A 25,826-nucleotide genomic window follows, 5' to 3' on the forward strand; every position below is an offset into this window, starting at 1 on the left:
TTTTTGATTACCAATTTGGTATTTTTAATGATGATAATCTAGAAACAAGCTAGTTTGAAATATAAGCAAATAGTGAAAATTAGACGGATTGAAAACAATTTTTGTTTCAGGTACTGCCGGTTCTGGAAAATCTTTACTTTCATCAAAGTTACAGGGTTATTATTCAAAAAACGGAGCATTTGCTGCAATTTTGAATTTGGATCCAGGTGTAGAAAATATGCCATACACTTGTGACGTTGATGTTAGAGATTATGTTGATTATGTGTCAATTATGCAACAGTATGAACTTGGTCCAAATGGTGCTATGGTCATGGCAAATGATTTGATTGCATCAAAAATTGACGATATTCAAAATGATGTAAACAAAGTAAATCCAGATTATCTAATTGTAGATACGCCTGGTCAAATTGAATTATTTGCATATCGATCTAGTGGACGTTTCATAGTGGATAATATTTCATCTGAAGAAAAAACAAATATTTTTCTTTTTGATGGATCACTTATTACTTCACCAGTAAATTTTGTTTCAATTGCATTGCTTGCAACATCAATTAGACTACGTTTGAATTTGCCAACAATTAATGTTTTAACAAAAACAGATCTTATTGGAGACAAATTGCAAGATATTTTGCAATGGTCTACAAATTTAAAAACATTAGAAAATGCTATAGGTAAAGAAACGGATGGTGATACATATTCATTGACTACAAATATTTTAAGAGGTTTGAATCTGGGAGGATTTGCACAAGGATTAATTCCAATATCAAATGTTACTGAAGACGGTTTTCTAAATCTTGAAGCTGCCCTAAGTAGAATTCTTAATTTAGGTGAGGAGGTAGAAAATTAATTGGTATCAAAAATTACAGTCAAGGCACCATCATCTACTGCAAATTTAGGACCAGGATTTGATGTATTTGGATTAGCAATAGATGCATTTTATGATACAGTCACATTAACTAAAACAAAAAATGGAATTACAATAATTACAGATGGTAATGTTCCTACAAATCCAGAAAAAAATACCGCAGGATTAGTTGTAAAAAATATGAAGAAAAAATTTAAAATCAAAGATGGCATTGAAATCAAAATCAAAAAAGGAATTCCTGCAGGATATGGAATGGGAAGTAGTGCAGCTTCAGCAGCTGCAACTGCAGTTGCTTTTGATAAATTATTTGGATTGAAATTGGATGGGAATTCATTAGTAGAATTTGCAGGATCTGGTGAAAAAGCAAGTGCAGGTACAATTCATTATGATAACGTTGCAGCTTCTGTTTTAGGAGGATTTGTCATTGTAAAAACAGACCCTTTAGATGTAATCAGAATTGATCCTCCAACTGATCTAAGAATGTGTGTGGCAGTTCCAACAATTAATGTTCCAAAAAAGAAAACTAAGGTATCAAGAGGTGTAATTCCAAAAAAAATCAAGTTGTCTGATAGTATTTTGAATTTATCAAATGCCGCTGCAATTGTAGCAGGATTTATGAAAAAAGATTCTGAAATTATTGGAAATTCAATCAAAGATGTGATTGTTGAACCTGCCAGACAACATATGATTCCAGGATTTGCCAAAGTGAAAGAAAATGCCATCAAAGCAGGAGCGCTAGGTGTTACTATTAGTGGTGCAGGGCCATCAGTGATTGCTTTTTCAAAAAGATCAGCAGATTTAAAAAAGATTAGTTTGTCCATGGCAAAAGGATTTGCATCTGTAAATACAAAATGTCAAACCATAATATGTAAACCAAGTAAAGGTGCAGCAGACAAAAGAAAATAGTTGAATGAGTTATGAAAAGAGCAGTTATTGTTTTTAGTGGAGGTGTCGATTCTGTTTGCGCTGTATCATATTTGAAATCAGAATATGAGTTATACGGCATCACGTTTTCTTATGGTCAAAAAGCAAACAGTGAAATTGCTGCTGCAAAATCTTTTGCAAAAAAATTAGGCTTGAAACAACATAAAATCATAGATATTGGTTTTATGAAAGACTTGTATGGAAATTCTAATGTTTTAACAAGTTCTAAAAGAAAAATTCCTAGCAAGTTTGAGTACTCAATTGTAGTACCAATTAGAAATGCAGTCTTTCTATCAATTGCCTCAGCATGGGCTTTTACACTAAATGCATCCCTAGTAGTATATGGTGCCCATACAGGGGATAAACACTATCCAGATTGTAGACCAATTTTTGCAAAAAAGCTAGAAAGTGCATTTAATCAAGGTGAAATTGATGGAATTAAATCAAAACTACGAAAAAATATTGAAATTTGGTCACCATATAGAGTAGGATTATCAAAAAGCGATTTACTGAAATCAGGAATGAAAGTTTTAGGAAATTCAATATTCAAAACATGGAGTTGTTATTTAAACAAAAAATACCATTGTGGTATTTGTGAATCATGCAATAATAGAAAAATTGCATTTGAAAAAGCTGGAATTATTGATAAAACAAAATATCTAAAATAATTTTAGTATCTATTTCTAAGAATTTTCTTTTTTAGAATTAAACCTCTGATTCCAATATACCAAATTAGAAAGAATCCACCAACAATTCCCATAAACACATAGTTTTGTACTTCTGGAGTAAGTCCTTCAATTGAATCAGTAATTTTACTTGAAGTTAGCATTGAAATTGCAATTACAATGATACATTCAATTGCATACCATGTCCAATTTGGCCATGATTCTTTTGGAATGTGAATGTATGGATTTGCTCCCATGTTTGTGATCAAAAATGGTGATTATTTAATTTTTCAGTATTCTCTAAAAAGAGAGATCTGAGGCATGGTTTCTAAGTAGAGCCATTATGCCTGCTTTTTCTTCCTTGTTTTCATAAATGCCTCTAAATGCTGATGAAGAAAGTGTTGCATCATTTTTTACACCACGCATTTTCATACAAAGATGCTCAGCATCAGCTAAAACTACAACACCCTTTACTCCTTGAGAGTGTAGTTCATCAGCAATATTTTTTGTTAGTCGTTCCTGAATCTGGAGTCTTTTTGAATATTTTTCTACTAATCTGACAAGTTTTGAAATTCCAAAGACTCTACCATTTGGTGAATAAGCAATGTGAATTTTTCCATAAAATGGTAACATATGGTGCTCACACATTGAATAAAATTGAATATCTCGTGCAATTACTACGTCAGAGTCTTCTGAAAACTGAACAGATAGTTCTGAATCTGAATCATATCCACCAAAGATTTCTTTATACATATTTGCGATTCTTTCAGGAGTTTCACGTAATCCTTCACGTGTAGGATCCTCTCCAAGTTCAATAATTAATTCTCTAACAAGTTTTTTTACACGTTCTTGATCCATTGGATATTCTCACAGAATTTTTCTAGTATTTGAACCTAATCTGGTTTTTAGGCAGGTGCTAATGTTATGGAGCACCAATGAATTTGTGTAATTGAGGAACTACCTTAACATCAATGTAATGAGGATACACTAAATCATATAATTCCAATAAAAGTTCTAGTGAAGGCTCAGAAATTCCATATGTAGGTTGAATGATGAAACCATCAATATCATCTTTAGATATGATATTAAAAATTTCCTGTACCAGTTTTGCAAATTCATTTGGTAAAGTTTTTGAACTAACTACAACTTTGATGTATGTTGTTTTCTTAGATTTTACTGATGACTGAAGACATTTCATTGTATGACCAATTAATTTTTCATAATGATTTGTATCAACAAAATCAGAATCTTTTGTTTTAAACTCAATTTTAACAATATCAATAAACGGCAATACATGATTAAATCGATCAATATCAAAGCATGACGATTCTAGATATGTTGGAATTTTTTTTTCTTGAATATGTTTGGCAAGTAATGCTACTGCTTGATGTTGAATTAGAGGATCACCGCCAGTAAAATTTACCTTGTAAGTTTGATTCACTAAATTGGAATCAATTAGATCGTTTGCATCTTCAATAGAATATTCTGTACCAGAATCAAGAGGAAGAGATTCTTTTGTATCGCAGTAAAAACAGGTAAAAGGACACCCTGCTAGTCTTACAAAGAGAGTCTTTGTTCCATAAAGAATTCCTTCGCCCTCTACTGACGTAAATATCTCAAATAATCTAACTTTCAAGTAATAATTGTAATTTTTTTCATTATTTATTCAGTGAGTTTCTAATGCATTACTGGTTCTTTTGTATAAAATAATCCAGAGATAAAGAATATCACTCCCAAGATTCCAATTGTGCTTCCAATCAATTCTACTTGATTTTGAAAATCTCCTTCAATTGGAGCCCATAGCCATGCCATCAAAGCGCCAACAATTATCATTGGAATACCTACTCCAGCTATGATTGCTTTAGAAGCCATGCTAAATGCTGATTAGAAAATGTATATGAATTTTATGATAATTTATTGTGGTGGATTTTTAATTTCTGCCAGTTGTTTTGCTAAATCTCTTAATTGTTCATTAGCAGTTTCAAATTCACCATCATTCAAATTCTGTTTAATACTTTCTAGAGTATTTGTTGCATCTGACAAATCTTCCTCACTTACTCCATCATCTTGAGAAAGTCGAAAGAGAGTTTTTTCAACTTGTAATATTCTAGACTCTAGTCTATCATTTTTTGTTAGTTCAAACTGATCTTTTAGAGACATGATTTTTCTTATTTCTTCAATAATTTGACGTGGATCATCTGTTGAAGATAGATTTTCTTTAGCAGATTCTAATTTTTCAATAATTTCATCAGAAACACCCTGGTTTTTGGCATTTTCTATTAATCTATCAAGTTGTTCCAAATATTTTTGGGCATACACTTTAGCACGTTGTGACTCTTGTTTTGATGCTTCCTCACGTAGTTCTTTGTTAACATCTACAATTGTTTCTTTAATTTCATGAATCGTATCTAGGGCTTGAGCAAATTGATGATCACTAATTTGTTGGCTGGCTTTTACAAACAATTCATCTAACTCAGAAAAGTTAATTGAGGCATCATATTTTTTTGCAATCGTTTTTAGATTATTTACATAAGATTGTAATCTCTGAAGATCGTTAGATGGATTCTTTGCAGTATCTCTAACAGAAGAAGACTCCTCTTGAGATTCAATATCCGATACAGAATCAGAAGTTGTCAGATGCCTAGAAATTTCTTTGAAAATATTCATGGCTGAAAGGAAATTCTCCTTTGCAGAGTTTAGATCATTGTTTTGTAATGATTTTTCAAGGAATTCAACTTGTCGTGTTCCCTCTTGAAACAATTTCTTGATTTCATCGGAAGATTCATCAGATATTTGATTACTGATTTGTTCTTGTGCACGTTTTGCAATCTTTAGAATTGCAGGATCATCTGCAGCAGATGCACTGCTAGTCATGCCTCCAAGAGCCATACTTGCAACTAAAATTAGTAAAGCAAAAGCTGCTACAGATTTCATTCCTCTTCCTCCAAATCTTTCTTTAATTTAACAAGATTTTGCAAGTCTTTTTTTGAAATTTCTATTACCCCTAATCGTTCTAATCGTTTTACTGCTCTCCACATTGTGGTTCTAGGTTGTAAGAATTTTTTTCTTAAATCACTTTCTAAAGCTTCTCCCCCGTTTGCAGAAATGAATTTAATAATTTCTTTATCGTCCTCACGCATTTCTGGCCTCAAATTAAAAATATTTTCAGTGTCATTTGTATTAGTTTCTGAATCAGAAATTTCTTCAGTTTGTATAACCGATGAAGATTTTCTTTGTTTTCTTTTAATCAGAATAGCTGTTCCAGTAATAGCTGCTGCAATAGGAGCACCAACTAATGCAATTGTACTTAAATCAATACTTGGTTGGTCAGATGTTGAAATCGGTGGTTGTGTAATCGGTGGTTGTGTAATCGGTGGTTGTGTAATTGGTGGTTGTGTAATTGGTGGTTGCGAAGTTCCAAAAACATAATTAATTTCAGATAAACCGGAACTCAAATCTAATTTTGTTTGATCATTTATCAATTCCATGTTAGATGGAAGTGCATCCATTCCTACAATAATTGAATTTGGAGGCATCAATAAAGAATAGTCAGTTGGAGAATCTAAAGCAAAAGTCCAGACTCTTCCTTCTTTGGAAATTAAATCATGTATATCATATTCAATTGTAATTGATGAAGAACCAAAAGTATCGATCATTGCTTTATCATCTATTATTTCACTTGATAACAAAAATCCATTTTCACCTACAACGATAAAATTATCAATGGAGGGACCAAACAAGCTAACTTCATAGTCAGGATTCAGAGGATCTACATCTATCTGAGATGAAATGTGAGCTGAACCGTCTGAATAAAGGGTTAGATCAAGCATACGAGTAGAACCGAATGAGGTCTGAATTGGCATCGTTAGTGCAACAACCATTAAGCCAGCAATTATCAAAGGTGCCTTAACCATTGTTTCGAGGATACCCTCAGTCCTTACAAAAAGCATTCCATCTTCTCGAAGAGACTCTTTCCTATGAATTGGTACGATTTCTGGATACATATGCTCAATACCTTAGATTCATGCTTTCTACGAGTCCCTGAAATCTCTTGAATTCCTGGAAAAACTGAAGTCCTTTTTCAGTTATCAAAAAGACTCTATTTCTGTCGTTTTTGACGGATTCGACTAAGCCTGCTTCTACCAGTTTCTCACATTTGTCTAGTACTGCGTAGTGAGATAGGTTGGCTTTGCGAGAGATTGCAGATACAATGACTCCACCGCGACCGCCATCAGCGGTAACGTCTAAGATATCACCCATTATGCCCATTTCGGACCTGTATTGTTGTTTTGACATGCTCTAGTATAGAATAATGTAGTTAATGAGGAACATTTTGAAACTTCATAGCGGAACGCACAGCGGAACAGCAGTTTCATCCAAAAATTACCTAATTTTTGATGATTTTGAAAAAATACTGGAAAATTTGGAAAAATACTATGCCTAAAAAAAATTCAAAAATCTTTGTTTTCCTAGAAAAATTCTCTTTTGAAATTTTTTTTGACAAAAATAATCTATTTACCCTGATTTTGAGGAATTATAATGAAATTTAATATATAAAGAACAGGATGATTCCTCGTCGTTCCTAATCTATCATTTTGACAGTATTTTTTCATGGTAAAATACCAAATTAAAAATTTTGAAGCAGTGGTCATTCTCCTGATGCTTGCGGCCTCACCCCTATCTGTTACCTATGTTTTTGGTCAAAATGATGACAATCCAGATAAACTTGAAGCAATTCTGACAAAAAAAATGATTAATGGAAAGCTGGAAGTCAATCATTATGCCTTACCTGATGATTTATCAGAGACAGATTTGCAAACTATGTCAATTAACGGCAAAATGTCTTGGGTTTATCAAAATTTCAAGTCATATAATGCAGGAATAGTTCTTTTTGATGGAAAAGCTTCAAAGTTGGGAGAAAATCTATGGGAGATTTTAATCAATGAAGAAACCTTGGATGAGGAAATAAGCTTCAAAATAGTATTTTCTGGAAAAATTACAGAATCGGATGAGGAAAATGTAATTGCAGTTTCATTAATGAATTTAGTGATTAAAAATCCAGAAACAGCTCAAAATCTCAAGTTATTACAGATAGGATAATCGATCATAATTTCAGAAGATTTAATGGGTCTAACCAAAAATTTAAAAATTCATTTTGGTGAAATGTCACCATTTTTTATTTAATGGACTAAAAATCATTCACAAGGTCAGCTTTGAGATGCAGTGTAACTTTTTATTCCCATTTTGAAAAGTAAATCATAAAATGTTTGATAAATTCAAAAATGAAGAGGGAGGAGAAATGGTAGAAGAAAAAAGTAATAACGATAATACTGAAGAATCTAATTCTACAATAGAATCAACCAGTCAAATTGGAATTGGAGAATTAATGGGAAAACGGGCAAAATTGGAAGAAGCAATAGATTACGTAGGTTTAATGATTAAAAATCTCAAAGATAAGAGAACTTTACTTGAAAAAGATATTGAAGAAGAGTCAGTAGACATAAAAAATCTCAAAGAAAAGCTTCAAAAAGTTAGTGAATACATAGAGGAAGAAAACAGAGGAATTGTAGAACTTGCCAATAAGCGACAAAAAGTTGAAAACGAAGCAGATGAGGTGGGCTCCATTATCAATACTTTAAGAGATAGACTTTCTGGTGTCGATAGAGTAATTGATGATGAAGGAAGTAGAGTTAGAAAAATTAAAGAATCTAGAGATTCATTTAATGAATAAAATTTTAAAAATTAAAGATATTTGCTAGTTGATGCTTCTTTAATATCTGTTGGAACTGAAGGGAACATTTGACCTGCTGAACTTTCAGCAACAGCAGCAGCTTCTTTTAAAATACTTTCAGATTCTGCATTAGTTGTTGCATCCATTCCAAATGCTGCATCTCCTGAGAAACTTTCAGTCATAAAGCCACCAAGCATTTCTGCCATTTGACCAATTTCTTGTTCAGCTCCTGGCATAATTTTTCCAAGAGATGATTTAAGATTCTTCATCAATCCCATTGTTGGCATTATAGCTACTACAGTATCTCCAAGATCACTGCATGTAGTTAATCGTAATTCTATTTGTTCTAATGCGATTCTAGCACTACTCAAAATTTTTGTCACTTTTCTTACTTCAGCTAATTCATTTCCAAGAACTTTAGTTGTTTGAATATCATGTTTTTGTGTTGCATCTACAATTCTTTGGAATAACTTTGCATCACGTTCTTGTAAATTTGATAGCATAGTATCTAATTTTTTTATCTGTAATTGTAATTTTTTAATTCCTTCCTGAACTCTTGGTTTTAAAGCACCTTTAGGCTTGATAGTGTCATTGATTTTTTCAGTAATACCAGGTTTTGGTTGATGTGACCATTTATCGGATAAACCAGGCATGAGTTTGATTCTAAAATATGTACTTAATTTCCAGTGTAAAAAATGGTTCACATGACATTAAAAATAACTAAGTAAAACAGAATATTTCAAAATTCTCTCATAACTAACAAAACACCATATTTTTCAAATATTAAAAAGAGAGTTATAAACAAAAACATGATTTCAAATCATAAAAAAAATTTAGAATATATTTTTAGAATTCATTGTTTTTATGATTCCATCACGCTTCTTATACTCTAATTGTAAATTATAATCTAATCGTTTCATAGTTTCTAAATGCGTTTCTGGATTTTTTGATTTAGGGTTTTTTAATTCACATTTTTTATGCTCTTCAAGTTTATTGATTCTTTCTTGATTAACTTTTAATTGTTGATCTAGTAAATCTAACTGAATCTTACAATTTTCACAAATTAAATCTCTATCTGTTTCTAAATGAAATGTAGTTTCGCATTTTTTACAAATAAAATTCATTTCCAAAGAACATATGATGATTGTAAAATTAAGCGTATTGATAGAGTTTATTTTTATAATAGAATTTAATGTATAGTTTATTGAATAAAAAAATTATTATAATTCCCATAGTTGGCATATTAGCAATTGTTTTAGTAGGTTTTTCATCAAATGAAACTACAGAAAGAAGTAATATTTTATTTCACATTACACTTGCAGATCCTAATCTGTATGTTAATGGTGTTTATACTGAAAAATTTATTCTTAAGGAAGGAGAATATTTGTTCAGATTTGTTCCAAATGGCAGCAGTCCAAAAATTTTGTCAATTACATTAAATGGAAATACATTCGATTATTCTGAAAATTTTAAGCTGATAGGAACACCGCACCAAACTGAAATTTCCGAGTATTTTACATGGGATTATGATGGACAAAAAAATATTTTCATTTCAGAAATGCAAGAATTCTCAATTATAATTAATCCAAATGGAGAAACTATGGGTTCTGTATCTGTAGATATCTTAGAAAATTAGAAGGCGTATACCCCTTTGTTACAGAACAATGAGAGATTTCCTCTCATAGTCAGTTGTTAAACAACTGATCACCTTTTTCGTTCTGCGGGGCTACGCAAGTTTAGTCGATAGCAATTATATCTTTCGACATTAATTACTATAGTAACTTTAAGTATTTAAGATTTAACATGAAATATTATAAAAATTCATTGATTTTTTTATAATTTTTTATATCTATTTTTAATTAATCGATCTATAAATTACGAATTTTAGTTTAGACATTATTGAAATTATCAGGTAAAATTGCTCTAGTAACTGGTGGAAGTCGTGGAATAGGATTAGCAACGGCAAAAATTTTATCAGAAAATGGAGCTACAGTAGTAATTACTGCAAAAGACAAAGAGAGATTAGAAAATGCAGTAAAAGAAATTCCTAATGCCATAGGAATTGTAGCTAATATTAGAAATTCAAATGATGTGAAAAATGTTGTTAGTAAGATAATTGAAAAATTTGGAAAATTAGATATTCTTGTAAATAATGCTGGAATATTTCCCAAGATAAAACAATTACATGAAATTGATGAGGATGAATGGAATGAAGTTCTAGATGTAAATCTCACAGGACAATTTAGATTTACCAAGGAAGCAATTCCTCATTTACAAAAAACATCAGGTTCAATAATTAATATTTCATCAGATGCAGGAATAAAGGCATATCAGGGATTTAATGCCGATGCATATTCTGCATCAAAAGCCGCTTTAATTTTACTAACAAAATGTTGGGCTCTAGAATATTCTAAAGACAAGATCAGAGTTAATTGTATTTGTCCAGGAGTAGTGGATACAGATATGACAAAACCATTTTTGAAGACTGAAAAAGACAAAGAATTCATGAATAGCGAGCATCCAATTGGTAGAATTGGACAACCTGAAGAAATAGGTAAAGCAGTTTTGTATTTTGCCTCAGATGACGCATCATGGACAACCGGTGCAATACTGACTGTAGATGGAGGAGAATCAATAAAATGAATTCATATGGATTTAATACAACACCAAAGGAGAGAAAACAATGAAAGATAGAAAATCAAAAGCAAAATTGATTATACTTTTAGGAATAATTTGGATAGTTATTACATTACCTTTACCGTGGATAGTAAATAATCCAGAGGTATCAACTGCGCAATTCAACACCATACTTACTATCATCGGAGTAATGTCAATTCCATTCATAGTTCTTGGAGTTGTCTGGACGTTAAAGCCAGAACTAACAACTTAGGTAGCTTTAATTGAAAGATATCCCTATTTCTGATAAAATTCCTGAATTAGATATTGCCATCAAGGCTGCAATAGATGCAGGGAATGCAATTTTAGAAATTTATCAAAAAGATTACAAAACATCTACAAAAAAGGATAATTCTCCAATTACAGATGCAGATTTGAAGAGTAATGAGGTCATTAAAAAAATCCTATCACAAACAAAACATTGGATTTTATCTGAAGAAGATAAAGATGATTTGAATAGATTATCACAAGAAACAATTTGGATTGTAGATCCGCTTGATGGGACTTCTGATTTTATTGACAAAACAGGCGAATTTACAGTTATGATTTCCTTAATTAAAAATAAAAAACCAATTCTAGGAATAATTGGATGGCCTACAGAAAATACACTGTTTGTAGCTCAAAAAGGAAGTGGAGCATTTAGATTTTCAAATGGAGAATGGAGGAAAATTTCAGTAACAGGAATTTCGGAAGTTCCAAAATGCAGAACTGTAGGTTCTAGACATCATTTGTCAGATAAAGAAAAATCATTTATTAAAAAATTAGGTATTGAAGATTTTACAAGTATTGGTAGTTCATTAAAAGTTGGAAAGATTAGTTCTGGTGAAGCAGAAGCATACATTACAACTACAAATAAAATGAAAGAATGGGATTCAGCTGCTTCTTATTGTATAATTTCAGAAGCTGGAGGTAAAATGACAGACATGTTAGGAAATGACATCACATACAATAATGAAGATGTGTATCATCAAAATGGAATTCTTGTTACAAATGGATTAGTTCACAATAAAATAGTTGAAGAATTTAAAAAATTAGAGTAGGTTTCTTCCTTTAAGGAAGTCCTTTACTTTTTGCGCACTGTCTGAAAGTGAATCATGTTCTGTATCAATAACTAAATCTGCTTTTTCTGGAGCTTCATAAGGATCATCAATTCCTGTAAATCCTTTGATTTCCCCTTTTCTAGCCTTGGCATACATACCTTTGACATCTCTTTCTTCACATTTTTCTAGTGAACATTTTACATAACATTCTGCAAACTGATCACCTGCGTCAATAATTTCTCTAGCATTTTCTCTGTTCTCAAGATATGGAGATACAAGAGATACTGCACTTGGAACGCCGTGTTTTAACAAAAGCTTTGCTAAATGAGCAACTTTTTTGTTATGTTCATCACGTCCTGCTTTTGAAAAATCTTTTGGAGAAAACCATTCTCTTAGTTCATCACCATCAAGCATTGCCAAGTTTGGAATATCTTTTTGCAAATCTTTTACAATCGTAGTCTTTCCTGAACAAGGAAGACCAGTCATCCAAAGAATGAAAGGTTTCATGAGTGAAATATCCAAATAACCCATAAAGAGCTTACGTTAATTTGTAGCCCAAGGTTGATTTTCCAAATAATCAATATCTGCAATTAGTTCTTCAACTTTTTTCACTATTGCAAAGACTGATCTGTATTGTTCATACATTTCAATTTCTTCTTCTTTTGATAAAACTTCAGCTTCTGCAATATCAAAAAATTTATTTTCTTTGTTAAGATGATCATTTAGAAAAATTGCATATGTTCTGAGATATCTTGATACAGGTTCTTGTGCATCCTCCCCATTTTTCCATCTTTTTAGATGGTGTGATATTTGTCTAGCAATGTTTCTTCCAAATTCATGTTCAATCATAAATTTTCTAATTTCTTCTTTTAAAGAATCATAACTTGCCACACATGGAAAATACGAATCTTCTTCTCTTGAATGATGAATGGTATCGACAAATTCTGAAATTACTATTGTAATTTTTGTTAGATCTGAGAATGGAATTTTAGTGCCTTTGTATAGTTCAGCAGCACATTTTGATATTATTTTTTCTAAACGACGAACTTGATCATGATCTGCACGAAGCTGATTTGAAGCACTCATAATATTCTATTCTTAATTATGTTATTTAAAAATCAGCAAATAGCCAATGAATATAGATTAATCGAGTTTAATTTTTATCCAGATCAATTTAGATTCAGTTATTAATGAATCCTGTAATTTTATCAATTTTGAATTTATTTGGAGGACAAACAGGAGATATAATTTCAATATCTAATTTTGATACAAGTATAATTTTTGATAAATTTACTCAGTTACAAAATTCTATTGGGACATTATCTAGTCATGATGGACCTATTGCTGAAGCCCATGTGATATTACTTGCTGCAGGTGTTGTTATTTTTCTAGGAGTAGCTGGTGAAGCATTCTTCAAAAAAACTGGCATTCCAGATGTAGCTTTTCTGATGATTCTTGGTGTAATTATTGGGCCAGTATTTGGATTAATTCAACCTGAAGCTGTGATTAAAGTAGTTCCATATTTTGCAGCTCTTGCACTAATTATTATCATGTTTGATGGTGGACTAAATCTAGATATCAAACATGTTATCAAAACTGCACATTTTTCAGTGACGTTAGCTGTCCTTGGTTTTATTTTATCAGTTGTAATGATTACTCTTGCTGCACATTTTGCATTAGGATGGTTATGGTTAGAAAGTATTCTTTTAGGATCCATAGTAGGGGGAAGTAGTTCTGCAATTGTATTTGGTTTAGTTAGAAATGTCAAAATTTCAGAAGAAACTAAATCAATGTTAAGTTTTGAATCTGCATTAACTGATATTTTAGCCACAATTATTGCATTCATATTATTTGAAGCAGTTTTAGCAGGGCATTTTGATATTCAAACATTACAAGAAACCATAGGACGTGCAGTTGTAGTAGGTTTGGTACTAGGATTTGGAGTTGGAATTCCTTGGATGTATGTTTCTACAAAACTTGGAAATGCACAACACGCCTATATGCTTACGTTAGGTGTTTTGTTTGTATTATTCTTCTTAGCAAACTCATTTGGAGAATCAGGAGCGTTAACTGCATTAGTATTTGGTTTAATGATTGGAAACAAGAGTCATTTAGCAAAAATTCTCAGATTTAAATTGCCAAGAATTGAGCTTGATGATCCGACACATAATCAATTGACATTTTTGGTAAGATCATTTTTCTTTGTATTTGTAGGATTGATGGCTAGTTTTGGACAAATAGAGTATCTGATATTTGGAGTTTTAATTACTATTGTAGTTTATTTTGGAAGAATATTTGTTGGAAAGATTACATTAACAAAAAGATTTTCACTTTTGGATAGGGCAGTAACAAATTCCATGATTCCTAGAGGATTAGCAGCTGCTGTACTTGCAACATATCCAATTACTATGGGATTGCCTAATGCTGAAGCATATCCTCAACTAGTATTCTTTATTATTTTATCATCAGTAATAATTACAACGATCGGATTAGGAAAATCAAAGAAAATTCTACCACCAGAATCTGTTGAAGGTGGATTTGTTAAACCATCAGAAGAATCTAAAGATAATTCAACAGTAGAAAAAATATCAAATATTCCTATAGAAGATAATATCCAAGGTAGATTTATCAAAGAAAAATTTGATGAATCTCAAAAAAAATAGAAACTACCTTTTAGATAATTAGGAAATTTGTACATTTTAAAAAAATAATTTCTCTATTTTTCCATGTAAAAATAAAATTCAGATTAAAGATCTAGTGATTCTTTAAGACCTTTGTACCTGTTTCTAATAGTTACCTCAGTTACATTTGCAGCCTCTGCAATATCTCGCTGAGTTTTATCCTCGCCATTTTTCACACAAGATAGGTATAGTGCTGCTGCAGCTAACCCCATTGGATCTTTTCCTGCAGACACTTCATTTTCTTGTGCCATTTTCAATACTTTGGTAGCATATCTTTTTGTTTTCTCAGCAATTCCAATCTTACTTGCAATTCTTGCAACACATTGAACAGAATCTGTTACTGGCATTTTCAACTCTAATTCTTTGACTAGTAATCGATAACATCTTGCAATGTCTTTTCTTTTGATATTTGCAGCCTCTTCAATATCTTTTAGATTTCTTGGAGTTGATGTATCACGACATGCAGCGTATAATGCTGATGCCATTAAAGCAGAAATAGAACGACCTCTAACTAGACCTTTTTCAAGAGCTTTTCTGTAAATGTAAGCAGCTTTTTCAATTACTGAATCAGAAATTGCAAGTTTGTCTTTTAATCTATTTAATTCACTAAATGCTTGTCTAAAATTTCTATCAACTGGTTCATGAACCTGACTTCTGCTATCCCAAGTTCTTAGTCTCTCAATAGTGCTTTTCATTGTTGAAGAGAGAGGTCTGCCTGAAGCATCTTTGTTAACAGGATTAATTATTGTTGCAAGACCCATATCATGCATGGTTAGAGATGTTGGTGCACCAGCTCTGGCTTTGTTGCCACCCTCATCTTGAGTAAAAGATCTCCATTCAGGGCCAGCCTCTTGCAGTTTTTCAGTTATTACAAACCCACATTTTGAGCAGAACATTTCTCCAGATTCAGTATCAGTAACTAACTTTCCTTGAGCACATCTTGGACACAGTTCTTTTGTTTTACTAACCATATACTATTCTGGAACTGTATTAGATTTGGTATTTATGAATCATTAATTTTTACGGAAAAATTAGGTATAAAATAATCAAAAATGTATAGATTAAGATTGTAATTTTTTGTTTATTGATTGAACATATTTTTTATTATATTCATTGAATAGTTGAATTTTATCTTGAGCCAATGCCATTGCTCCAGGTCTACTATTGATATGATTTTCAGCGATTTTTTGTTCATCTAAGAGTTTTTCAAGATTTTCTTTAGGTGTTGATTCTAATTCTACAAGTAGATTTACAAGTTCATTTTCAAGATTTTCTTTAGTGTTAGGGAGTGCTGGCGGATCAGCACCTATGATTTCTTTAGTGGTTATACTTCCAAATACTTTTTTATCTAGATCAAGCAATAATGAAAAGTGAAATTAGTGGTATAAATTTAATTTCATTTTAATCAAAGTTGAAAATGTGGGTGCAGTGCAATCAAACGTTTTATCTTTAGATAATTTCTTACTATTTTATGACTTATTGTATAGGAGAATGCAAAAAATACAAGGCTCTTAAACCAACAGAAATTGGCAGGTATGCCGCTGGGCAAAAAAGATGCAATTTTTGTGAAGTGTTTGTAGAATTTGAGGGATTAACTTGTCCTTGTTGTAACAGGCAACTCAGATGTCTCCCAAGAAGCAGAAAAGGAAAAGAAAAGTATTTGGCTCAAATTATAAGATAAATCATGCCTAGGAATCAAAGTTCTACTTATAAGAAATCAAATACAAGTGTAATTATGGCAATTCCTGCAGATGTTGAAGAAGTTGTTGAAAAACACATTAAATTAATGATTTCTCAAACTGAGACATATCTGCCATTTATCAGAGTAGCATTTCCATATTCAAATAATGTTGCTGATGGAGTATACAATTTAATCATAGGAAGTGCATTATCAATATTCGTAAATCAATTTGCAATGAAAATGAAAAATCCAACTGTAGATGATTTTACAGAATTTGGAAAGATTGCTTTAAAATATAGAGATCAGGTCGATCAATTTTTTAAATAACTAGGCTATTTCACCTAGAAAATGTATAGTGCTGTTTGTTACAATGACAGTTCTGTCTTTTGGAACATGGTATAATTTTTTTGAACCATTGGAAGATTGAACAATAAGTTTTGAGAAAGGATCTTTAAGTGATTTGTAAAGAATTCCTTTATCTCCTACTGATTGTGACCAATGAGGTCCTTGGACAAAAGAAATTGTTTGAAATTTTATAACCTGATATGAATAAACCATTTCTAATTAATTATTAATAATTGCACTCATTAATGACTTTCCACCAATTAGTGCTCCAATAGAAAAGCCAATGTTAGCTATCAAGTTGATTACTAATGCTCCATAATGACTGTGTTCAAGAAACGTGCTTGATTCAAGTGCAAGTCCAGACATCGTAGTAAGTGAACCGCAGAATCCTATAGCAGCAAAAAGAGAATATTTTCCATCAAGATGCCACTGTTGAGACATTACGATAAAGGCTCCAAGGATAAATGCTCCAAGTACATTAACTGCTAAAATATTGACAGGTATTGTATTGAAAAGTAAAGGAGATTCAATGACTTTGAATCTCAAATAGGCTCCAAGTACAGAACCTACTGCAAGAAAAACAAATTCCAAACCCTTCATCTATACAATTGAGACAATTGACATTATTTGTGCTATTTGAATAGATTTTAGGCATAATTTGTGCCTAATCCAGTTTTAATTTAGAAAGATATAATCACAGTTTTTATAGGTTTGATATTTTTTCCAAACTGAATGACATTAAAGTTGAGATGCGATGACTATGGTTTTGAATGCGAATATGTTATTGATGAAGCAAAAACTATAGCTACAATTGAAAAACTAAGAAATCATTTTGAAGAAGAGCACGGAATTGATTACACTGTTGAAGCAGTTACTCAAATGATTACTAATCGCGGGCATTCTTTAGAATCAATCAGAAAATAAACTTATAAAAAAATATTTTCATTTTTAACATTTATTACAATGTGTGTTATATTGCAATTAAGATTTAGTTTTTAAGAAAATTCTAGGAACTTTTAGTTTGTAAAGTTTAGTTTCGATTACAAAATTACCTGAATCATATTATTTTTATTTTATAATCACTAAAAGGGTTCAATAGTGATAGAAAATTATTCAAATGATTATGATGTCAGGTGTCAACTAGATACTTGCAAAACCTATCCTGCGATAACAGATTCTGAAAGAGGAGAAATTGTCTGTGGGGGATGCGGTCTTATCTTATTGCAAAATATGGCCGACGCATCATATGAAAACAACGGTTACAGCTCAGAAGACTTTATGAAACTATCAAGAACAGGTCCTGCTACATCATTAACAATGAATGATAGGGGATTATCAACTGTAATTGGTACGAATAAAGATTCAACTGGAAAAACACTATCTAGCAAAACAAAATACGAATTCAATAGATTACGAACTTGGGATCAAAGAAGTAAATCAAGAAAGACGGCTAGTTTTAGCAAGGCTTTCACTTTACTTCACGGAATGAAAACAAAATTAGGAATATCAGACAATGTTGTAGAAAATGCAGCCTATATTTACAGAAAAGTGGTTGATGCAAAATTAACTAGAGGAAGAACTATGGCATCGCTAATTGCAGCCTCACTTTATGCAGCATGTAGAGAAAATAACATCCCTAGAACATTAGACGATATTGCAAATGCTGGAAATGTTGAAAGAAGAATACTTTCTCGAGACTTGAGAACCATAATCAAAAAGCTTGAACTGAATCTTAATCAGTACGATACATCCTCGTTTATCTCAAAAATTTCAAACAACATGAATCTAAGAGAAAAGACCAAACGAGATGCGTTCAAAATACTAGACCTTTGCGAGAAAAAACAGATTACTGCTGGAAAACACCCCGTAGCACAAGCTGCTGCATCATTATACATATCATGTATTATAAATGGGGAAAAAATCAGTCAGAAAAAATTTGCAGTGGAATCTGGAATAAGTGATGTTACAATCAGAAACAGAGCCGTCTTGATTAAGAAAACATTAAAGTTAATTGAGTAGATTATTCCAAAAATATCCCTACAATTGTATTGTAGGAGAAAATATTTTTTCAAATATTGTTTCTCTTAATTGATTTGCTAATTCCATAATTACACGAATTTGTTCTAATGTGATTTCTCTAAGACTTTGTATGGAACTGTTTAGTTCTGATATTTCGGCTTGCAATCTAGATTTTTCATTATTTAAAGAGGATATTTGATTTTGTAAATTTTTGTTTTCCTGTTTTAGATTATTATTTTCTTCAGTTAGTCGTTTTACTTTTTCTGAATCAGATTCTTCTGGGAAAGGGTTTGGTGTAGGACTAGGTTCTGGCATTCTAATGGGTTCAGGTGTAGGACTAGGTTCTGGAATTTGTGGTGGCCCTGGCTCTTGTTCTGTTTCAATAGCAAATGTAGTTTGTAAAAAACTAACAAATGCAAGTAGAACAATTATACTAAAAACAAGATTGGTTTTCATGTTATAATTTCACAAAAACATTAGAGTAGTTTTGTATATGAATATGATTATTGATTTCAAAGAATGAAGAGATTATTTGTAGAAATCAGGTTCCTGATCTCGTTTCTGTTTTGGAAGATCTTCCATAACAGCTTGAACTACTTCATTATGATTATACGTAAGATGTCTGAGAAACTTTGCTGATTCGTCTGCTCTAGTTTTTTCGTCTGCAAATAACATTTCAGGACTGCTCAATTCAGTCATCATGGTATTGCATTCTTTACATGGCTCAAAGTCAAGATAGAGTTTCATATTTCTCGTCATTTTTCTTAGTATTTAGACTATTTTATGGATTGAGGTATAGGTGCCTCTTTTTTTCGAGGCCTTACCTTATCCACAGCATCAATTAGATCTTGTTGTGTAATTTTGATCTCCTTGACATTCTCTGACTTGGCAGAAACGTATCTCTTCAAAGCGGCTATTGCTGCTCTGTTAGTTACTGCTGCAATCTCTGCACCACTGAAATTATCAGTCAACTTTACTATCTCTGAGATTTTAACATCGCTTGCAAGTGGTTTTTTCTTTGTATGAATTTCAAAGATGTGTTGTCGTCCTTTTTCATCAGGATTTGGAACTTCGATGATTCTATCAAATCTGCCTGGTCTGAGAAGTGCTTCATCTACAATATCTAATCGGTTTGTAGCACCAATTATCAACACATTGTGTAGTTCTTCCAATCCATCAATTTCAGTTAGAATTTGAGATACCACATTCTCTGTAACATGTGAATCAGAACCACCGCTGCCTCTTCTTGGAACAAGTGCATCAACTTCATCTAAGAATATAATGCATGGTGCCGCTTGTCGTGCTTTTCTAAAGATTTCTCTGACTCCTTTTTCAGATTCTCCTACCCATTTTGAGAGTAGCTCAGGACCTTTGATGCTGATAAAATTAGACTCTGTCATTTTTGCAAGAGCTTTTGCTATCATGGTTTTTCCAGTTCCAGGTGGACCATGAAGTAGAATTCCTTTTGGTGACTCTACATCAACATAATCATATGCATCCTTGTATTTGATTGGCCATTCGACAGCTTCTCGAAGTTCTTCTTTTAGCTGATCTAAACCGCCAACATCATCCCAACTAACGTTTGGAACTTGAACTTGAACTTCTCTAAGTGCACTTGGTCTAACTTCTTTTAATGCATCTCTAAAGTCATCACCAGTGATTTGGATCTTTTGAAGAATCTCAGATGAAATTTTTTCTTCATCAAGATCAATCTCAGGAAGAATTCTACGAAGAGATCTCATTGCGGCTTCTTTGGCTAAAACTTCCAAATCTGCTCCTACAAATCCATGTGTAATTTTTGAGATATTTTTAAGATCTACTTTTTCATCAATTGGCATTCCACGTGTATGAATTGAGAGAATATCAAATCGTCCCTCATCATCAGGAATTCCAATTTCAATTTCTCTATCAAATCTTCCTGGTCTTCTTAGTGCAGGATCAATTGAATCAGGTCTATTGGTAGCTGCAATTACTACAACTTTTCCTCGAGATTTCATGCCATCCATTAATGTCAAAAGTTGAGATACTATTCTTTTCTCTAGTTCTCCGGATACTTCATCTCTTTTTGGAGCAATGGAATCAATTTCATCAATGAAAATTATGCTAGGTGCATTTTCTTCAGCTTGAGTAAATATTTCTCTGATTCGCTCCTCACTTTCTCCATAATGTTTTCCCATAATTTCAGGACCACTTAGTGAGATAAAGTGGGCATTAGTTTCTCCAGCTACTGCTTTTGCCAATAGTGTTTTTCCAGTTCCAGGAGGACCATATAGCAAGACGCCTTTTGGTGCTTCTACGCCTATTTTCTCAAATAGTTCTGGATGTCTCATTGGTAATTCTACCATCTCTCGAATTTTCAGAACTTCTCGTTTTAGGCCTCCAAGTTCATCATAGGTTATTCTTGGTACAGATGAATCAATCCCTTTTGTCATTGCTCCAAGTTTGAATATTGTATCTTCTGTAACAATGACAGGTTTTGATGGCTTGGTGCTAGTGACAACAAACTGAACTCTTCCCCCCATCTGGGTGTTAAGAGATACTGAATCTCCAGTTGTAAATACATGATTAAGATAGTTGTAAATCATGTATTCTTGCAATCCTTCTGCTGCAATCTTTTCAGTTGGAGACAAAACAATTTGTTCAGCATTTACTGCTTCTACTGATTTCAGTGTAATTTTATCACCAATTCCAGCTCCAATATTTTGTCTTGTCATTCCATCAATTTTGATTATCCCTGAACCATATTCTTCAGGTGCGCCTGGCCAAAGTTTTACATGTGTTTTTTTGTTATATGTTAATTCTAGAATTTGTCCTGTATTCCATTTTTGATCCTCAATAATTTTAGGATCAACAATTGCTCTACCTCTTCCAACATGTTGTTGAGGACTTTCTTCAATTTTTAAAATTATTTCACTCATATTATTACCTCAAAAATTAGAGGGGTTTATTCAACCTCCACCGTTTTGCCCTTTGGTTTTTCTTCTTCAAGTAGTTTGAAGACTATTTCTAAAACTCCATTCTTGTAAGAAGCTTTTGCAGAGTTTTCATCAACTTTGTGTTGCACAGGAACTTTCACATGATATTTTTTATCATTGTGTTCTGCTGAAAGATCAACTATTTTGTTTTCAACAACAATTTTGACATCAGACTTTTCTACTCCCGGCATTTCAGCTATGAGTTTTACTACCTTTTCTTTTTCATCTACAATTGTGTCGACAAGTGGTTCTCGTGTTTCAGAAGTTGGAAGTAATCCTGGTTTGACATTTCCGTATTCTTTTACCACAGGTTTTCCATCAGGACCAACGGTCATTGTATAACCGTAATAATATGGACCAGATTCAGAACCATTTCCCTTGAATTCCTCAAAAATGTCATTTATGTCAAAAAAAGAGTTTGACATTCTTTTGAAAATTCTATCAAATTCACTATCAAAGAAGTTTGTCATATTTATCTACTTAATGTAATACATATTACATTATATAAAGATTATTGTTTATTCTTTAATTTCTTACATAATCCTATTATAACTGACACAATATAATAATTTTAATGAGACTTTCAAGTGTATCAATTCCTGAGGTCGTAAAAGAAATCATTACCAGAAATCGTTCAATTTATGATTGTATGAAAATGGATTTGATTAATTATACAGCACTGGCAGTAAAACTTCAACCAGAGATAGAGAAAATTCTAGGAAATCCTGTTAATCTCAATACCGTAGTAGTTGCAATCAAAAGATTTGCAGATTCATTTGAAATCAAAAATGAAGTAAAAGAAGAGTCAGTCTTGAAAAATGCAAGATTGGCATTAACTGATGGGATAATGGATGTCAAATTTTCAATCAAGGATTCGAATCAAATGGATCCAATGGCAATTTTAGACAAATTCTCTAAGGTAACTAGTAACTATGAGTTTTTTCGACTTTCTGATTCATTTAGATTTCTTACAGAAGATATGGAAGATATTAGGCAGATTTTCAACAGTGTCTCAACAAGAGATGATATGTTTAGTACTGGTCTTGCAAAAATTAGAATTTCAATTCCCAGTGGTCAAAATCAATCAGATGTAGTATCTTATGTTGCTGAGGTATTACATGCAAATGGAATAGAGTTAGTAAATGCATTTTTCAGTCAAGATAATATCATAATAATTCTAAATGAAAGAGATTCATCAAGGGCATATGATATTTTACATTCAGATATTATGAGAGCCTAGGAATAATAGTGAATTTTATTCTTATAGCATATATTCACCCAATTTGTGGAAAAGACACGATTGGCAAGAAATAAGAAGAAAATTGTAATTTTAGGGGGAGGTTTTGCAGGAGTAGAATGTGCCAGACAATTAGAATCAAAATTTGGAAATGATCCTGAGATCGAATTGGTGATGGTAAGTGAGGATAATTTTCTATTATTTACACCAATGTTGCCGCAGGTAGCATCTGGAATGATCGAAACTAGACATATTGTTTTGCCTATTAGAACAATTTGTAAAAAAACAAAATTCTATGAAGGCAGAGTCAAAAATGTTGATCCTTATGGAAAACTAGTAACATTATGGGGTACAGGTGATAAAAGAAGTATTTCAATACATTATGATTTTTTAGTAGTTGCACTTGGAAGTGAGACTAACTTTTTCGGAATGGCAGATGTTGAAAAAAATGCATACACAATGAAGACACTCAATGATGCTGTCATGTTAAGAAATAGAGTAATTGACATGTTAGAACAGGCAGAAAATGAAACCAATCCAATTCTTCGAAAAAGTTTTTTAAATTTTGTAGTTGTAGGAGGAGGTTTTGCAGGAATTGAAACTGCAGGGGAATTAATGGATCTTCTTTTGGATGCAAGAAAACATTATCCTACTATTCATAAAGAAGATCTTAAAGTAATTGTTTTAGAAGCTCTAGGAATGATTTTGCCTGGATTTAACAAAAAACTTGCAGATTTTGCAAAAGATAAGATGATGGAAAGAGGTGTTGACATTAGACTAAAAACTGCAGTTACTAGTTTTGATGGAAATGAAGTTACAACAAAGTCACTGGATGAAAATCCAAGTGATGCAATCGATTCAACTGAAATTGATTCAATAATTACAAAGACATTGATTTGGACAGCAGGAGTTACTCCAGTAAATACTATCAAGAGATCAATGTTCAAGACAGAGAAAGGAAAAGTAATAGTAAATGATTATCTAGAAGTTTCAGAATTTCCAGGAGTGTTTGCGATAGGTGATTGTGCATTACATATTGACCCTAAAACAGAAAGACCGATACCTCCAACTGCACAAATTGCAGAAGCTCAGGCAAAGATTGCAGCTAAAAATTTAATTGCATTAATTAAAAATTCTAAAAAAGAAAAATTTGTGTATCATTCTAAAGGACAAATGGCAATTATTGGAAAAAGATCAGGAATTGCTACATTTTTGGGAATGAATATCGCAGGTTTTTGGGCTTGGTTGATTTGGAGAAATATTTACCTCTCAAAAATTACAACATTTGATAAAAAAACTCGCATATTTCTTGACTGGACAATAGATTTGTTCTTTGATAGAGACATCTCAAGACTAAAACTAATGAAACGTGAAACTGAGAAAGAATACAAACTACTAGATGAAGTAGATGATGTTTGGTAAAAGAAATTAAATTATTTTTCTAATTTTATAAATAATTATTGCTGGTGCTGCAAAATACATTCCTACATTCATCAAAATTATTCCAATTCCATAAGACAGCATTTCTCCTTCAGAATCAATTTCAGCATAGTTGAGAATTGATAATGTAGATAACATTGGAGTAATTGAGAGTTTTACAGCTTCTTTGAAAAGAGGATTTTCACGTTCCAAATCAGCAATTGTTGGTGAAAATGAGTAATAGAATTGGTTAAAACCATTCATAAAAGCAGTTCCCGATTCTGTTGGTAAAATTGTATTATCTCTAAGTTCTCTTAATTGTTGTACTTGTGGTGCAAGTTCAGAACCAAATGCAGCAGTTGCAATTAAACACCCTCCACCTTCTTCAGTGGATGTATTGTTTGATTCATCTTGAGATAATATTTCAAATGAATCAATTGTTTCAATGAATTTTGGAAGATGTGAATCAAAATCATCTATTCCATTACTGTATGCAAGTGTATAATATTTTTCAGTATCATAAATCAATACTTCTCTAAATTTTACTTTGAATTTTTCACCATTAGATGAAAAGTCCCCTTCTGCTTCAATCTCATATACATCATTTCCATTGATAGTTCCTTCATTTTGTGAAATAATTCTTAAATTGCCTGATTCTAGTATTTTTTGTAATGTTATAGTTTTTTCAGAGATAAGATCACGTAAAGATCTTTGATTTGTTTCTTGTACAGTTAATGAGATAACAGGATTCATCATTCCTGTTTTTGGTCCAACTGCAACAACATCAGGAGCATTCGGTTCTGTTTTTTCTGGTGTTTGTAGTAACCAACCCTCAGGAACACTAAATCCTATTTCATGTTCAGCACTTTCATATTTTTGATTGCCAGTTGAAGAAATCACATTAGTCTGTGTACGTTCAGGTTCTTGTAATTCAAGAAGATTTGATATTTCAGAGCGATTAACAATTGTAGCTTTTGTGATTCTTACTTGTTCAGCATCCACTGGTTTATCTCCAGACTTTGTCTCAACTTTGGCAATTTTATCAAGTGTTTCAAAACTTTCTGGAGTCACAATTCTACCAAATACAGTATACTGTTCATCAAGAAAATTTGAATCACCATGAACGATAAAAAATTGAGAACCTCCACTGTTAGGATCAGCTGATCTTGCCATGGAAACAATTCCACGATTATGTTTAATGGTATTAAATTCAGCATCCACACTTGTACTTGGACCGCCGGTTCCCCATGTGTTAGGATCACCATCTATTGTATTAGGATCGCCACCTTGAATCATAAATCCAGGAATGATTCTATGAAATAGTACTCCGTCATAAAATCCTGATTCAGTTAATCCAATAAAATTATCAACATGTTTTGGTGCATCATCTGGAAAAAACCCTATTACAATAGTTCCAAGATTTGTTTCCAATACTGCTAATTTATCATAGGATTCAGCAAATGAATTATTTCCAAAAGCAACTAAAAGTAATGAGGCTGCTAAAATTAAGAATATTTTATTCAATAATTTTTTCCGTAAATTCTCACTTAAAAGCTAATTGTATTAGT

36 protein-coding genes are annotated in these 25,826 nt (G+C 32.1%); 16 read left to right on the top strand and 20 right to left on the bottom strand.

Annotated features, from left to right (window positions below; all coding sequences use genetic code 11):
* Positions 1 to 88 precede the first annotated feature (88 nt).
* From ACW9XH_RS02810 to ACW9XH_RS02820, 3 genes are read left to right on the top strand one after another with little or no spacing between them, the layout of a single operon-like run.
* Positions 89 to 847 (top strand): PRK13768 family protein, encoded by a 759-nt coding sequence (locus ACW9XH_RS02810; RefSeq protein ID WP_457759129.1) that lies wholly within the window; start codon positions 89 to 91, stop codon positions 845 to 847.
* Positions 848 to 1,771, top strand: a complete 924-nt coding sequence (locus tag ACW9XH_RS02815) for a homoserine kinase (protein ID WP_457759130.1) — start codon at positions 848 to 850, stop codon at positions 1,769 to 1,771.
* A gap of 11 nt (positions 1,772 to 1,782) precedes the next feature.
* Positions 1,783 to 2,457, top strand: a complete 675-nt coding sequence (locus ACW9XH_RS02820) for a 7-cyano-7-deazaguanine synthase (protein WP_457759131.1) — start codon at positions 1,783 to 1,785, stop codon at positions 2,455 to 2,457.
* A 2-nt stretch (positions 2,458 to 2,459) separates the two neighbouring features.
* Here the strand turns inward: ACW9XH_RS02820 and ACW9XH_RS02825 are convergent, their stop codons facing one another.
* The 7 genes from ACW9XH_RS02825 to ACW9XH_RS02855 all read right to left on the bottom strand — a co-directional run bounded on the left by ACW9XH_RS02825 (position 2,460) and on the right by ACW9XH_RS02855 (position 6,750).
* Entirely contained in the window at positions 2,460 to 2,711 is a 252-nt protein-coding gene (locus ACW9XH_RS02825; RefSeq protein ID WP_457759132.1) for a hypothetical protein, read from the bottom strand.
* 43 nt (positions 2,712 to 2,754) lie between these two features.
* A complete protein-coding gene (gene folE, locus ACW9XH_RS02830) occupies positions 2,755 to 3,312 on the bottom strand; it encodes a GTP cyclohydrolase I FolE (RefSeq protein WP_457759133.1) in 558 nt (185 codons plus the stop codon).
* 64 nt (positions 3,313 to 3,376) lie between these two features.
* Positions 3,377 to 4,090 carry a 7-carboxy-7-deazaguanine synthase QueE gene (locus tag ACW9XH_RS02835; protein ID WP_457759134.1) on the bottom strand — a complete coding sequence of 238 codons (714 nt, stop codon included), beginning with the start codon at positions 4,088 to 4,090 and terminating at the stop codon, positions 3,377 to 3,379.
* A 41-nt stretch (positions 4,091 to 4,131) separates the two neighbouring features.
* On the bottom strand, positions 4,132 to 4,326 hold the full coding sequence (locus ACW9XH_RS02840) for a hypothetical protein (RefSeq protein ID WP_457759135.1): 195 nt from the start codon (positions 4,324 to 4,326) through the stop codon (positions 4,132 to 4,134).
* 42 nt (positions 4,327 to 4,368) lie between these two features.
* Positions 4,369 to 5,388, bottom strand: a complete 1,020-nt coding sequence (locus tag ACW9XH_RS02845; RefSeq protein WP_457759136.1) for a hypothetical protein — start codon at positions 5,386 to 5,388, stop codon at positions 4,369 to 4,371.
* Complete coding sequence (locus ACW9XH_RS02850) at positions 5,385 to 6,458, bottom strand: helix-turn-helix transcriptional regulator (RefSeq protein ID WP_457759137.1); 1,074 nt, start codon at positions 6,456 to 6,458, stop codon at positions 5,385 to 5,387. Before ACW9XH_RS02850 ends, ACW9XH_RS02845 begins: the two co-directional genes overlap by 4 nt.
* A 4-nt stretch (positions 6,459 to 6,462) precedes the next feature.
* Complete coding sequence (locus tag ACW9XH_RS02855; protein ID WP_016940139.1) at positions 6,463 to 6,750, bottom strand: winged helix-turn-helix domain-containing protein; 288 nt, start codon at positions 6,748 to 6,750, stop codon at positions 6,463 to 6,465.
* Positions 6,751 to 7,065: 315 nt separating this feature from the next.
* Between ACW9XH_RS02855 and ACW9XH_RS02860 the strand changes: the two genes are divergently transcribed.
* Positions 7,066 to 7,554: a hypothetical protein gene (locus ACW9XH_RS02860; RefSeq protein WP_457759138.1), complete on the top strand. Its 489-nt coding sequence runs from the start codon at positions 7,066 to 7,068 to the stop codon at positions 7,552 to 7,554.
* A 163-nt stretch (positions 7,555 to 7,717) separates the two neighbouring features.
* Positions 7,718 to 8,185, top strand: coding sequence for a transcriptional regulator (locus ACW9XH_RS02865; RefSeq protein ID WP_457759139.1), 468 nt, complete (start codon positions 7,718 to 7,720; stop codon positions 8,183 to 8,185).
* 11 nt (positions 8,186 to 8,196) lie between these two features.
* Here the strand turns inward: ACW9XH_RS02865 and ACW9XH_RS02870 are convergent, their stop codons facing one another.
* Complete coding sequence (locus tag ACW9XH_RS02870) at positions 8,197 to 8,838, bottom strand: Snf7 family protein (RefSeq protein WP_457759140.1); 642 nt, start codon at positions 8,836 to 8,838, stop codon at positions 8,197 to 8,199.
* A 180-nt stretch (positions 8,839 to 9,018) separates the two neighbouring features.
* Positions 9,019 to 9,309, bottom strand: coding sequence for a hypothetical protein (locus tag ACW9XH_RS02875; RefSeq protein ID WP_457759141.1), 291 nt, complete (start codon positions 9,307 to 9,309; stop codon positions 9,019 to 9,021).
* Between the two features lie 80 nt (positions 9,310 to 9,389).
* Here ACW9XH_RS02875 and ACW9XH_RS02880 point away from each other — a divergent pair, with 80 nt between their 5' ends.
* The 4 genes from ACW9XH_RS02880 to ACW9XH_RS02895 all read left to right on the top strand — a co-directional run bounded on the left by ACW9XH_RS02880 (position 9,390) and on the right by ACW9XH_RS02895 (position 11,901).
* Entirely contained in the window at positions 9,390 to 9,821 is a 432-nt protein-coding gene (locus ACW9XH_RS02880) for a hypothetical protein (RefSeq protein WP_457759142.1), read from the top strand.
* A gap of 263 nt (positions 9,822 to 10,084) precedes the next feature.
* Entirely contained in the window at positions 10,085 to 10,828 is a 744-nt protein-coding gene (locus tag ACW9XH_RS02885; RefSeq protein WP_457759143.1) for an SDR family NAD(P)-dependent oxidoreductase, read from the top strand.
* Between the two features lie 40 nt (positions 10,829 to 10,868).
* Complete coding sequence (locus ACW9XH_RS02890) at positions 10,869 to 11,075, top strand: hypothetical protein (protein ID WP_457759144.1); 207 nt, start codon at positions 10,869 to 10,871, stop codon at positions 11,073 to 11,075.
* 10 nt (positions 11,076 to 11,085) lie between these two features.
* Complete coding sequence (locus ACW9XH_RS02895) at positions 11,086 to 11,901, top strand: 3'(2'),5'-bisphosphate nucleotidase CysQ family protein (protein ID WP_457759145.1); 816 nt, start codon at positions 11,086 to 11,088, stop codon at positions 11,899 to 11,901.
* Here the strand turns inward: ACW9XH_RS02895 and cysC are convergent.
* Both cysC and ACW9XH_RS02905 read right to left on the bottom strand, forming a co-directional pair.
* Positions 11,893 to 12,408 (bottom strand): adenylyl-sulfate kinase, encoded by a 516-nt coding sequence (gene cysC, locus ACW9XH_RS02900; RefSeq protein ID WP_457759146.1) that lies wholly within the window; start codon positions 12,406 to 12,408, stop codon positions 11,893 to 11,895. The two genes, ACW9XH_RS02895 and cysC, sit on opposite strands and share 9 nt — an antisense overlap.
* Before the next feature lie 36 nt (positions 12,409 to 12,444).
* Positions 12,445 to 12,987, bottom strand: a complete 543-nt coding sequence (locus ACW9XH_RS02905; protein WP_457759147.1) for a hemerythrin domain-containing protein — start codon at positions 12,985 to 12,987, stop codon at positions 12,445 to 12,447.
* Positions 12,988 to 13,091: 104 nt separating this feature from the next.
* On the opposite strand from ACW9XH_RS02905, the gene ACW9XH_RS02910 reads away from it, so the two are divergent.
* Positions 13,092 to 14,564 carry a cation:proton antiporter gene (locus ACW9XH_RS02910; protein WP_457759148.1) on the top strand — a complete coding sequence of 491 codons (1,473 nt, stop codon included), beginning with the start codon at positions 13,092 to 13,094 and terminating at the stop codon, positions 14,562 to 14,564.
* 83 nt (positions 14,565 to 14,647) lie between these two features.
* Here ACW9XH_RS02910 and ACW9XH_RS02915 read toward each other — a convergent pair whose 3' ends face one another.
* Both ACW9XH_RS02915 and ACW9XH_RS02920 read right to left on the bottom strand, forming a co-directional pair.
* The gene (locus tag ACW9XH_RS02915) at positions 14,648 to 15,553 is read right to left on the bottom strand and encodes a transcription initiation factor IIB (protein WP_457759149.1); all 906 of its coding nucleotides are present in this window, start codon (positions 15,551 to 15,553) and stop codon (positions 14,648 to 14,650) included.
* A 90-nt stretch (positions 15,554 to 15,643) separates the two neighbouring features.
* The gene (locus ACW9XH_RS02920; RefSeq protein ID WP_457759150.1) at positions 15,644 to 15,943 is read right to left on the bottom strand and encodes a hypothetical protein; all 300 of its coding nucleotides are present in this window, start codon (positions 15,941 to 15,943) and stop codon (positions 15,644 to 15,646) included.
* 110 nt (positions 15,944 to 16,053) lie between these two features.
* Between ACW9XH_RS02920 and ACW9XH_RS02925 the strand changes: the two genes are divergently transcribed.
* Both ACW9XH_RS02925 and ACW9XH_RS02930 read left to right on the top strand, forming a co-directional pair.
* Positions 16,054 to 16,263, top strand: a complete 210-nt coding sequence (locus tag ACW9XH_RS02925; protein WP_457759151.1) for a hypothetical protein — start codon at positions 16,054 to 16,056, stop codon at positions 16,261 to 16,263.
* Between the two features lie 3 nt (positions 16,264 to 16,266).
* Positions 16,267 to 16,590 (top strand): hypothetical protein, encoded by a 324-nt coding sequence (locus tag ACW9XH_RS02930; protein WP_457759152.1) that lies wholly within the window; start codon positions 16,267 to 16,269, stop codon positions 16,588 to 16,590.
* Here ACW9XH_RS02930 and ACW9XH_RS02935 read toward each other — a convergent pair whose 3' ends face one another.
* Positions 16,591 to 16,821, bottom strand: a complete 231-nt coding sequence (locus ACW9XH_RS02935) for a hypothetical protein (RefSeq protein ID WP_457759153.1) — start codon at positions 16,819 to 16,821, stop codon at positions 16,591 to 16,593. It abuts the gene before it with no gap.
* Positions 16,822 to 16,827: 6 nt separating this feature from the next.
* A complete protein-coding gene (locus ACW9XH_RS02940; protein ID WP_457759154.1) occupies positions 16,828 to 17,208 on the bottom strand; it encodes a fluoride efflux transporter FluC in 381 nt (126 codons plus the stop codon).
* A 132-nt stretch (positions 17,209 to 17,340) separates the two neighbouring features.
* Between ACW9XH_RS02940 and ACW9XH_RS02945 the strand changes: the two genes are divergently transcribed.
* Together ACW9XH_RS02945 and ACW9XH_RS02950 are read left to right on the top strand one after the other, a co-directional pair.
* Positions 17,341 to 17,532, top strand: coding sequence for a DUF1059 domain-containing protein (locus ACW9XH_RS02945; RefSeq protein ID WP_457759155.1), 192 nt, complete (start codon positions 17,341 to 17,343; stop codon positions 17,530 to 17,532).
* Positions 17,533 to 17,706: 174 nt separating this feature from the next.
* Positions 17,707 to 18,627, top strand: a complete 921-nt coding sequence (locus ACW9XH_RS02950; protein ID WP_457759156.1) for a transcription initiation factor IIB — start codon at positions 17,707 to 17,709, stop codon at positions 18,625 to 18,627.
* A gap of 18 nt (positions 18,628 to 18,645) precedes the next feature.
* Here ACW9XH_RS02950 and ACW9XH_RS02955 read toward each other — a convergent pair whose 3' ends face one another.
* The 4 genes from ACW9XH_RS02955 to hsp20 form a co-directional block, all read right to left on the bottom strand.
* Entirely contained in the window at positions 18,646 to 19,083 is a 438-nt protein-coding gene (locus ACW9XH_RS02955) for a hypothetical protein (protein ID WP_457759157.1), read from the bottom strand.
* A gap of 72 nt (positions 19,084 to 19,155) precedes the next feature.
* Positions 19,156 to 19,374 (bottom strand): hypothetical protein, encoded by a 219-nt coding sequence (locus tag ACW9XH_RS02960; protein ID WP_457759158.1) that lies wholly within the window; start codon positions 19,372 to 19,374, stop codon positions 19,156 to 19,158.
* A gap of 29 nt (positions 19,375 to 19,403) precedes the next feature.
* Complete coding sequence (locus tag ACW9XH_RS02965; protein ID WP_457759159.1) at positions 19,404 to 21,545, bottom strand: CDC48 family AAA ATPase; 2,142 nt, start codon at positions 21,543 to 21,545, stop codon at positions 19,404 to 19,406.
* 26 nt (positions 21,546 to 21,571) lie between these two features.
* Positions 21,572 to 22,072 carry an archaeal heat shock protein Hsp20 gene (gene hsp20 / locus ACW9XH_RS02970; RefSeq protein WP_457759160.1) on the bottom strand — a complete coding sequence of 167 codons (501 nt, stop codon included), beginning with the start codon at positions 22,070 to 22,072 and terminating at the stop codon, positions 21,572 to 21,574.
* 104 nt (positions 22,073 to 22,176) lie between these two features.
* On the opposite strand from hsp20, the gene ACW9XH_RS02975 reads away from it, so the two are divergent.
* The gene (locus ACW9XH_RS02975) at positions 22,177 to 22,842 is read left to right on the top strand and encodes an ACT domain-containing protein (protein WP_457759161.1); all 666 of its coding nucleotides are present in this window, start codon (positions 22,177 to 22,179) and stop codon (positions 22,840 to 22,842) included.
* A gap of 60 nt (positions 22,843 to 22,902) precedes the next feature.
* Entirely contained in the window at positions 22,903 to 24,261 is a 1,359-nt protein-coding gene (locus tag ACW9XH_RS02980) for an NAD(P)/FAD-dependent oxidoreductase (RefSeq protein ID WP_457759304.1), read from the top strand.
* Between the two features lie 6 nt (positions 24,262 to 24,267).
* Here the strand turns inward: ACW9XH_RS02980 and ACW9XH_RS02985 are convergent, their stop codons facing one another.
* Positions 24,268 to 25,782 carry a peptidylprolyl isomerase gene (locus ACW9XH_RS02985; protein ID WP_457759162.1) on the bottom strand — a complete coding sequence of 505 codons (1,515 nt, stop codon included), beginning with the start codon at positions 25,780 to 25,782 and terminating at the stop codon, positions 24,268 to 24,270.
* Between the last annotated feature and the right edge of the window lie 44 nt (positions 25,783 to 25,826).

This window comes from Candidatus Nitrosopumilus sp. bin_32a (assembly GCF_054095935.1).

Coding starts and splice junctions, on each gene's coding strand:
- ACW9XH_RS02945 (WP_457759155.1), top strand. CDS start 17,341: ATGACATTAAAGTTGAGATGCGATGACTATGGTTTTGAATGCGAATAT.
- folE (WP_457759133.1), bottom strand. CDS start 3,312: ATGGATCAAGAACGTGTAAAAAAACTTGTTAGAGAATTAATTATTGAA.
- ACW9XH_RS02850 (WP_457759137.1), bottom strand. CDS start 6,458: ATGTATCCAGAAATCGTACCAATTCATAGGAAAGAGTCTCTTCGAGAA.
- ACW9XH_RS02875 (WP_457759141.1), bottom strand. CDS start 9,309: ATGAATTTTATTTGTAAAAAATGCGAAACTACATTTCATTTAGAAACA.
- cysC (WP_457759146.1), bottom strand. CDS start 12,408: ATGAAACCTTTCATTCTTTGGATGACTGGTCTTCCTTGTTCAGGAAAG.
- ACW9XH_RS02965 (WP_457759159.1), bottom strand. CDS start 21,545: ATGAGTGAAATAATTTTAAAAATTGAAGAAAGTCCTCAACAACATGTT.
- ACW9XH_RS02855 (WP_016940139.1), bottom strand. CDS start 6,750: ATGTCAAAACAACAATACAGGTCCGAAATGGGCATAATGGGTGATATC.
- ACW9XH_RS02865 (WP_457759139.1), top strand. CDS start 7,718: ATGTTTGATAAATTCAAAAATGAAGAGGGAGGAGAAATGGTAGAAGAA.
- ACW9XH_RS02860 (WP_457759138.1), top strand. CDS start 7,066: ATGGTAAAATACCAAATTAAAAATTTTGAAGCAGTGGTCATTCTCCTG.
- ACW9XH_RS02960 (WP_457759158.1), bottom strand. CDS start 19,374: ATGAAACTCTATCTTGACTTTGAGCCATGTAAAGAATGCAATACCATG.
- ACW9XH_RS02890 (WP_457759144.1), top strand. CDS start 10,869: ATGAAAGATAGAAAATCAAAAGCAAAATTGATTATACTTTTAGGAATA.
- ACW9XH_RS02820 (WP_457759131.1), top strand. CDS start 1,783: ATGAAAAGAGCAGTTATTGTTTTTAGTGGAGGTGTCGATTCTGTTTGC.
- ACW9XH_RS02975 (WP_457759161.1), top strand. CDS start 22,177: ATGAGACTTTCAAGTGTATCAATTCCTGAGGTCGTAAAAGAAATCATT.
- ACW9XH_RS02825 (WP_457759132.1), bottom strand. CDS start 2,711: ATGGGAGCAAATCCATACATTCACATTCCAAAAGAATCATGGCCAAAT.
- ACW9XH_RS02940 (WP_457759154.1), bottom strand. CDS start 17,208: ATGAAGGGTTTGGAATTTGTTTTTCTTGCAGTAGGTTCTGTACTTGGA.
- ACW9XH_RS02915 (WP_457759149.1), bottom strand. CDS start 15,553: ATGGTTAGTAAAACAAAAGAACTGTGTCCAAGATGTGCTCAAGGAAAG.
- ACW9XH_RS02925 (WP_457759151.1), top strand. CDS start 16,054: ATGACTTATTGTATAGGAGAATGCAAAAAATACAAGGCTCTTAAACCA.
- hsp20 (WP_457759160.1), bottom strand. CDS start 22,072: ATGACAAACTTCTTTGATAGTGAATTTGATAGAATTTTCAAAAGAATG.
- ACW9XH_RS02910 (WP_457759148.1), top strand. CDS start 13,092: ATGAATCCTGTAATTTTATCAATTTTGAATTTATTTGGAGGACAAACA.
- ACW9XH_RS02840 (WP_457759135.1), bottom strand. CDS start 4,326: ATGGCTTCTAAAGCAATCATAGCTGGAGTAGGTATTCCAATGATAATT.
- ACW9XH_RS02955 (WP_457759157.1), bottom strand. CDS start 19,083: ATGAAAACCAATCTTGTTTTTAGTATAATTGTTCTACTTGCATTTGTT.
- ACW9XH_RS02905 (WP_457759147.1), bottom strand. CDS start 12,987: ATGAGTGCTTCAAATCAGCTTCGTGCAGATCATGATCAAGTTCGTCGT.
- ACW9XH_RS02935 (WP_457759153.1), bottom strand. CDS start 16,821: ATGGTTTATTCATATCAGGTTATAAAATTTCAAACAATTTCTTTTGTC.
- ACW9XH_RS02870 (WP_457759140.1), bottom strand. CDS start 8,838: ATGCCTGGTTTATCCGATAAATGGTCACATCAACCAAAACCTGGTATT.
- ACW9XH_RS02930 (WP_457759152.1), top strand. CDS start 16,267: ATGCCTAGGAATCAAAGTTCTACTTATAAGAAATCAAATACAAGTGTA.
- ACW9XH_RS02845 (WP_457759136.1), bottom strand. CDS start 5,388: ATGAAATCTGTAGCAGCTTTTGCTTTACTAATTTTAGTTGCAAGTATG.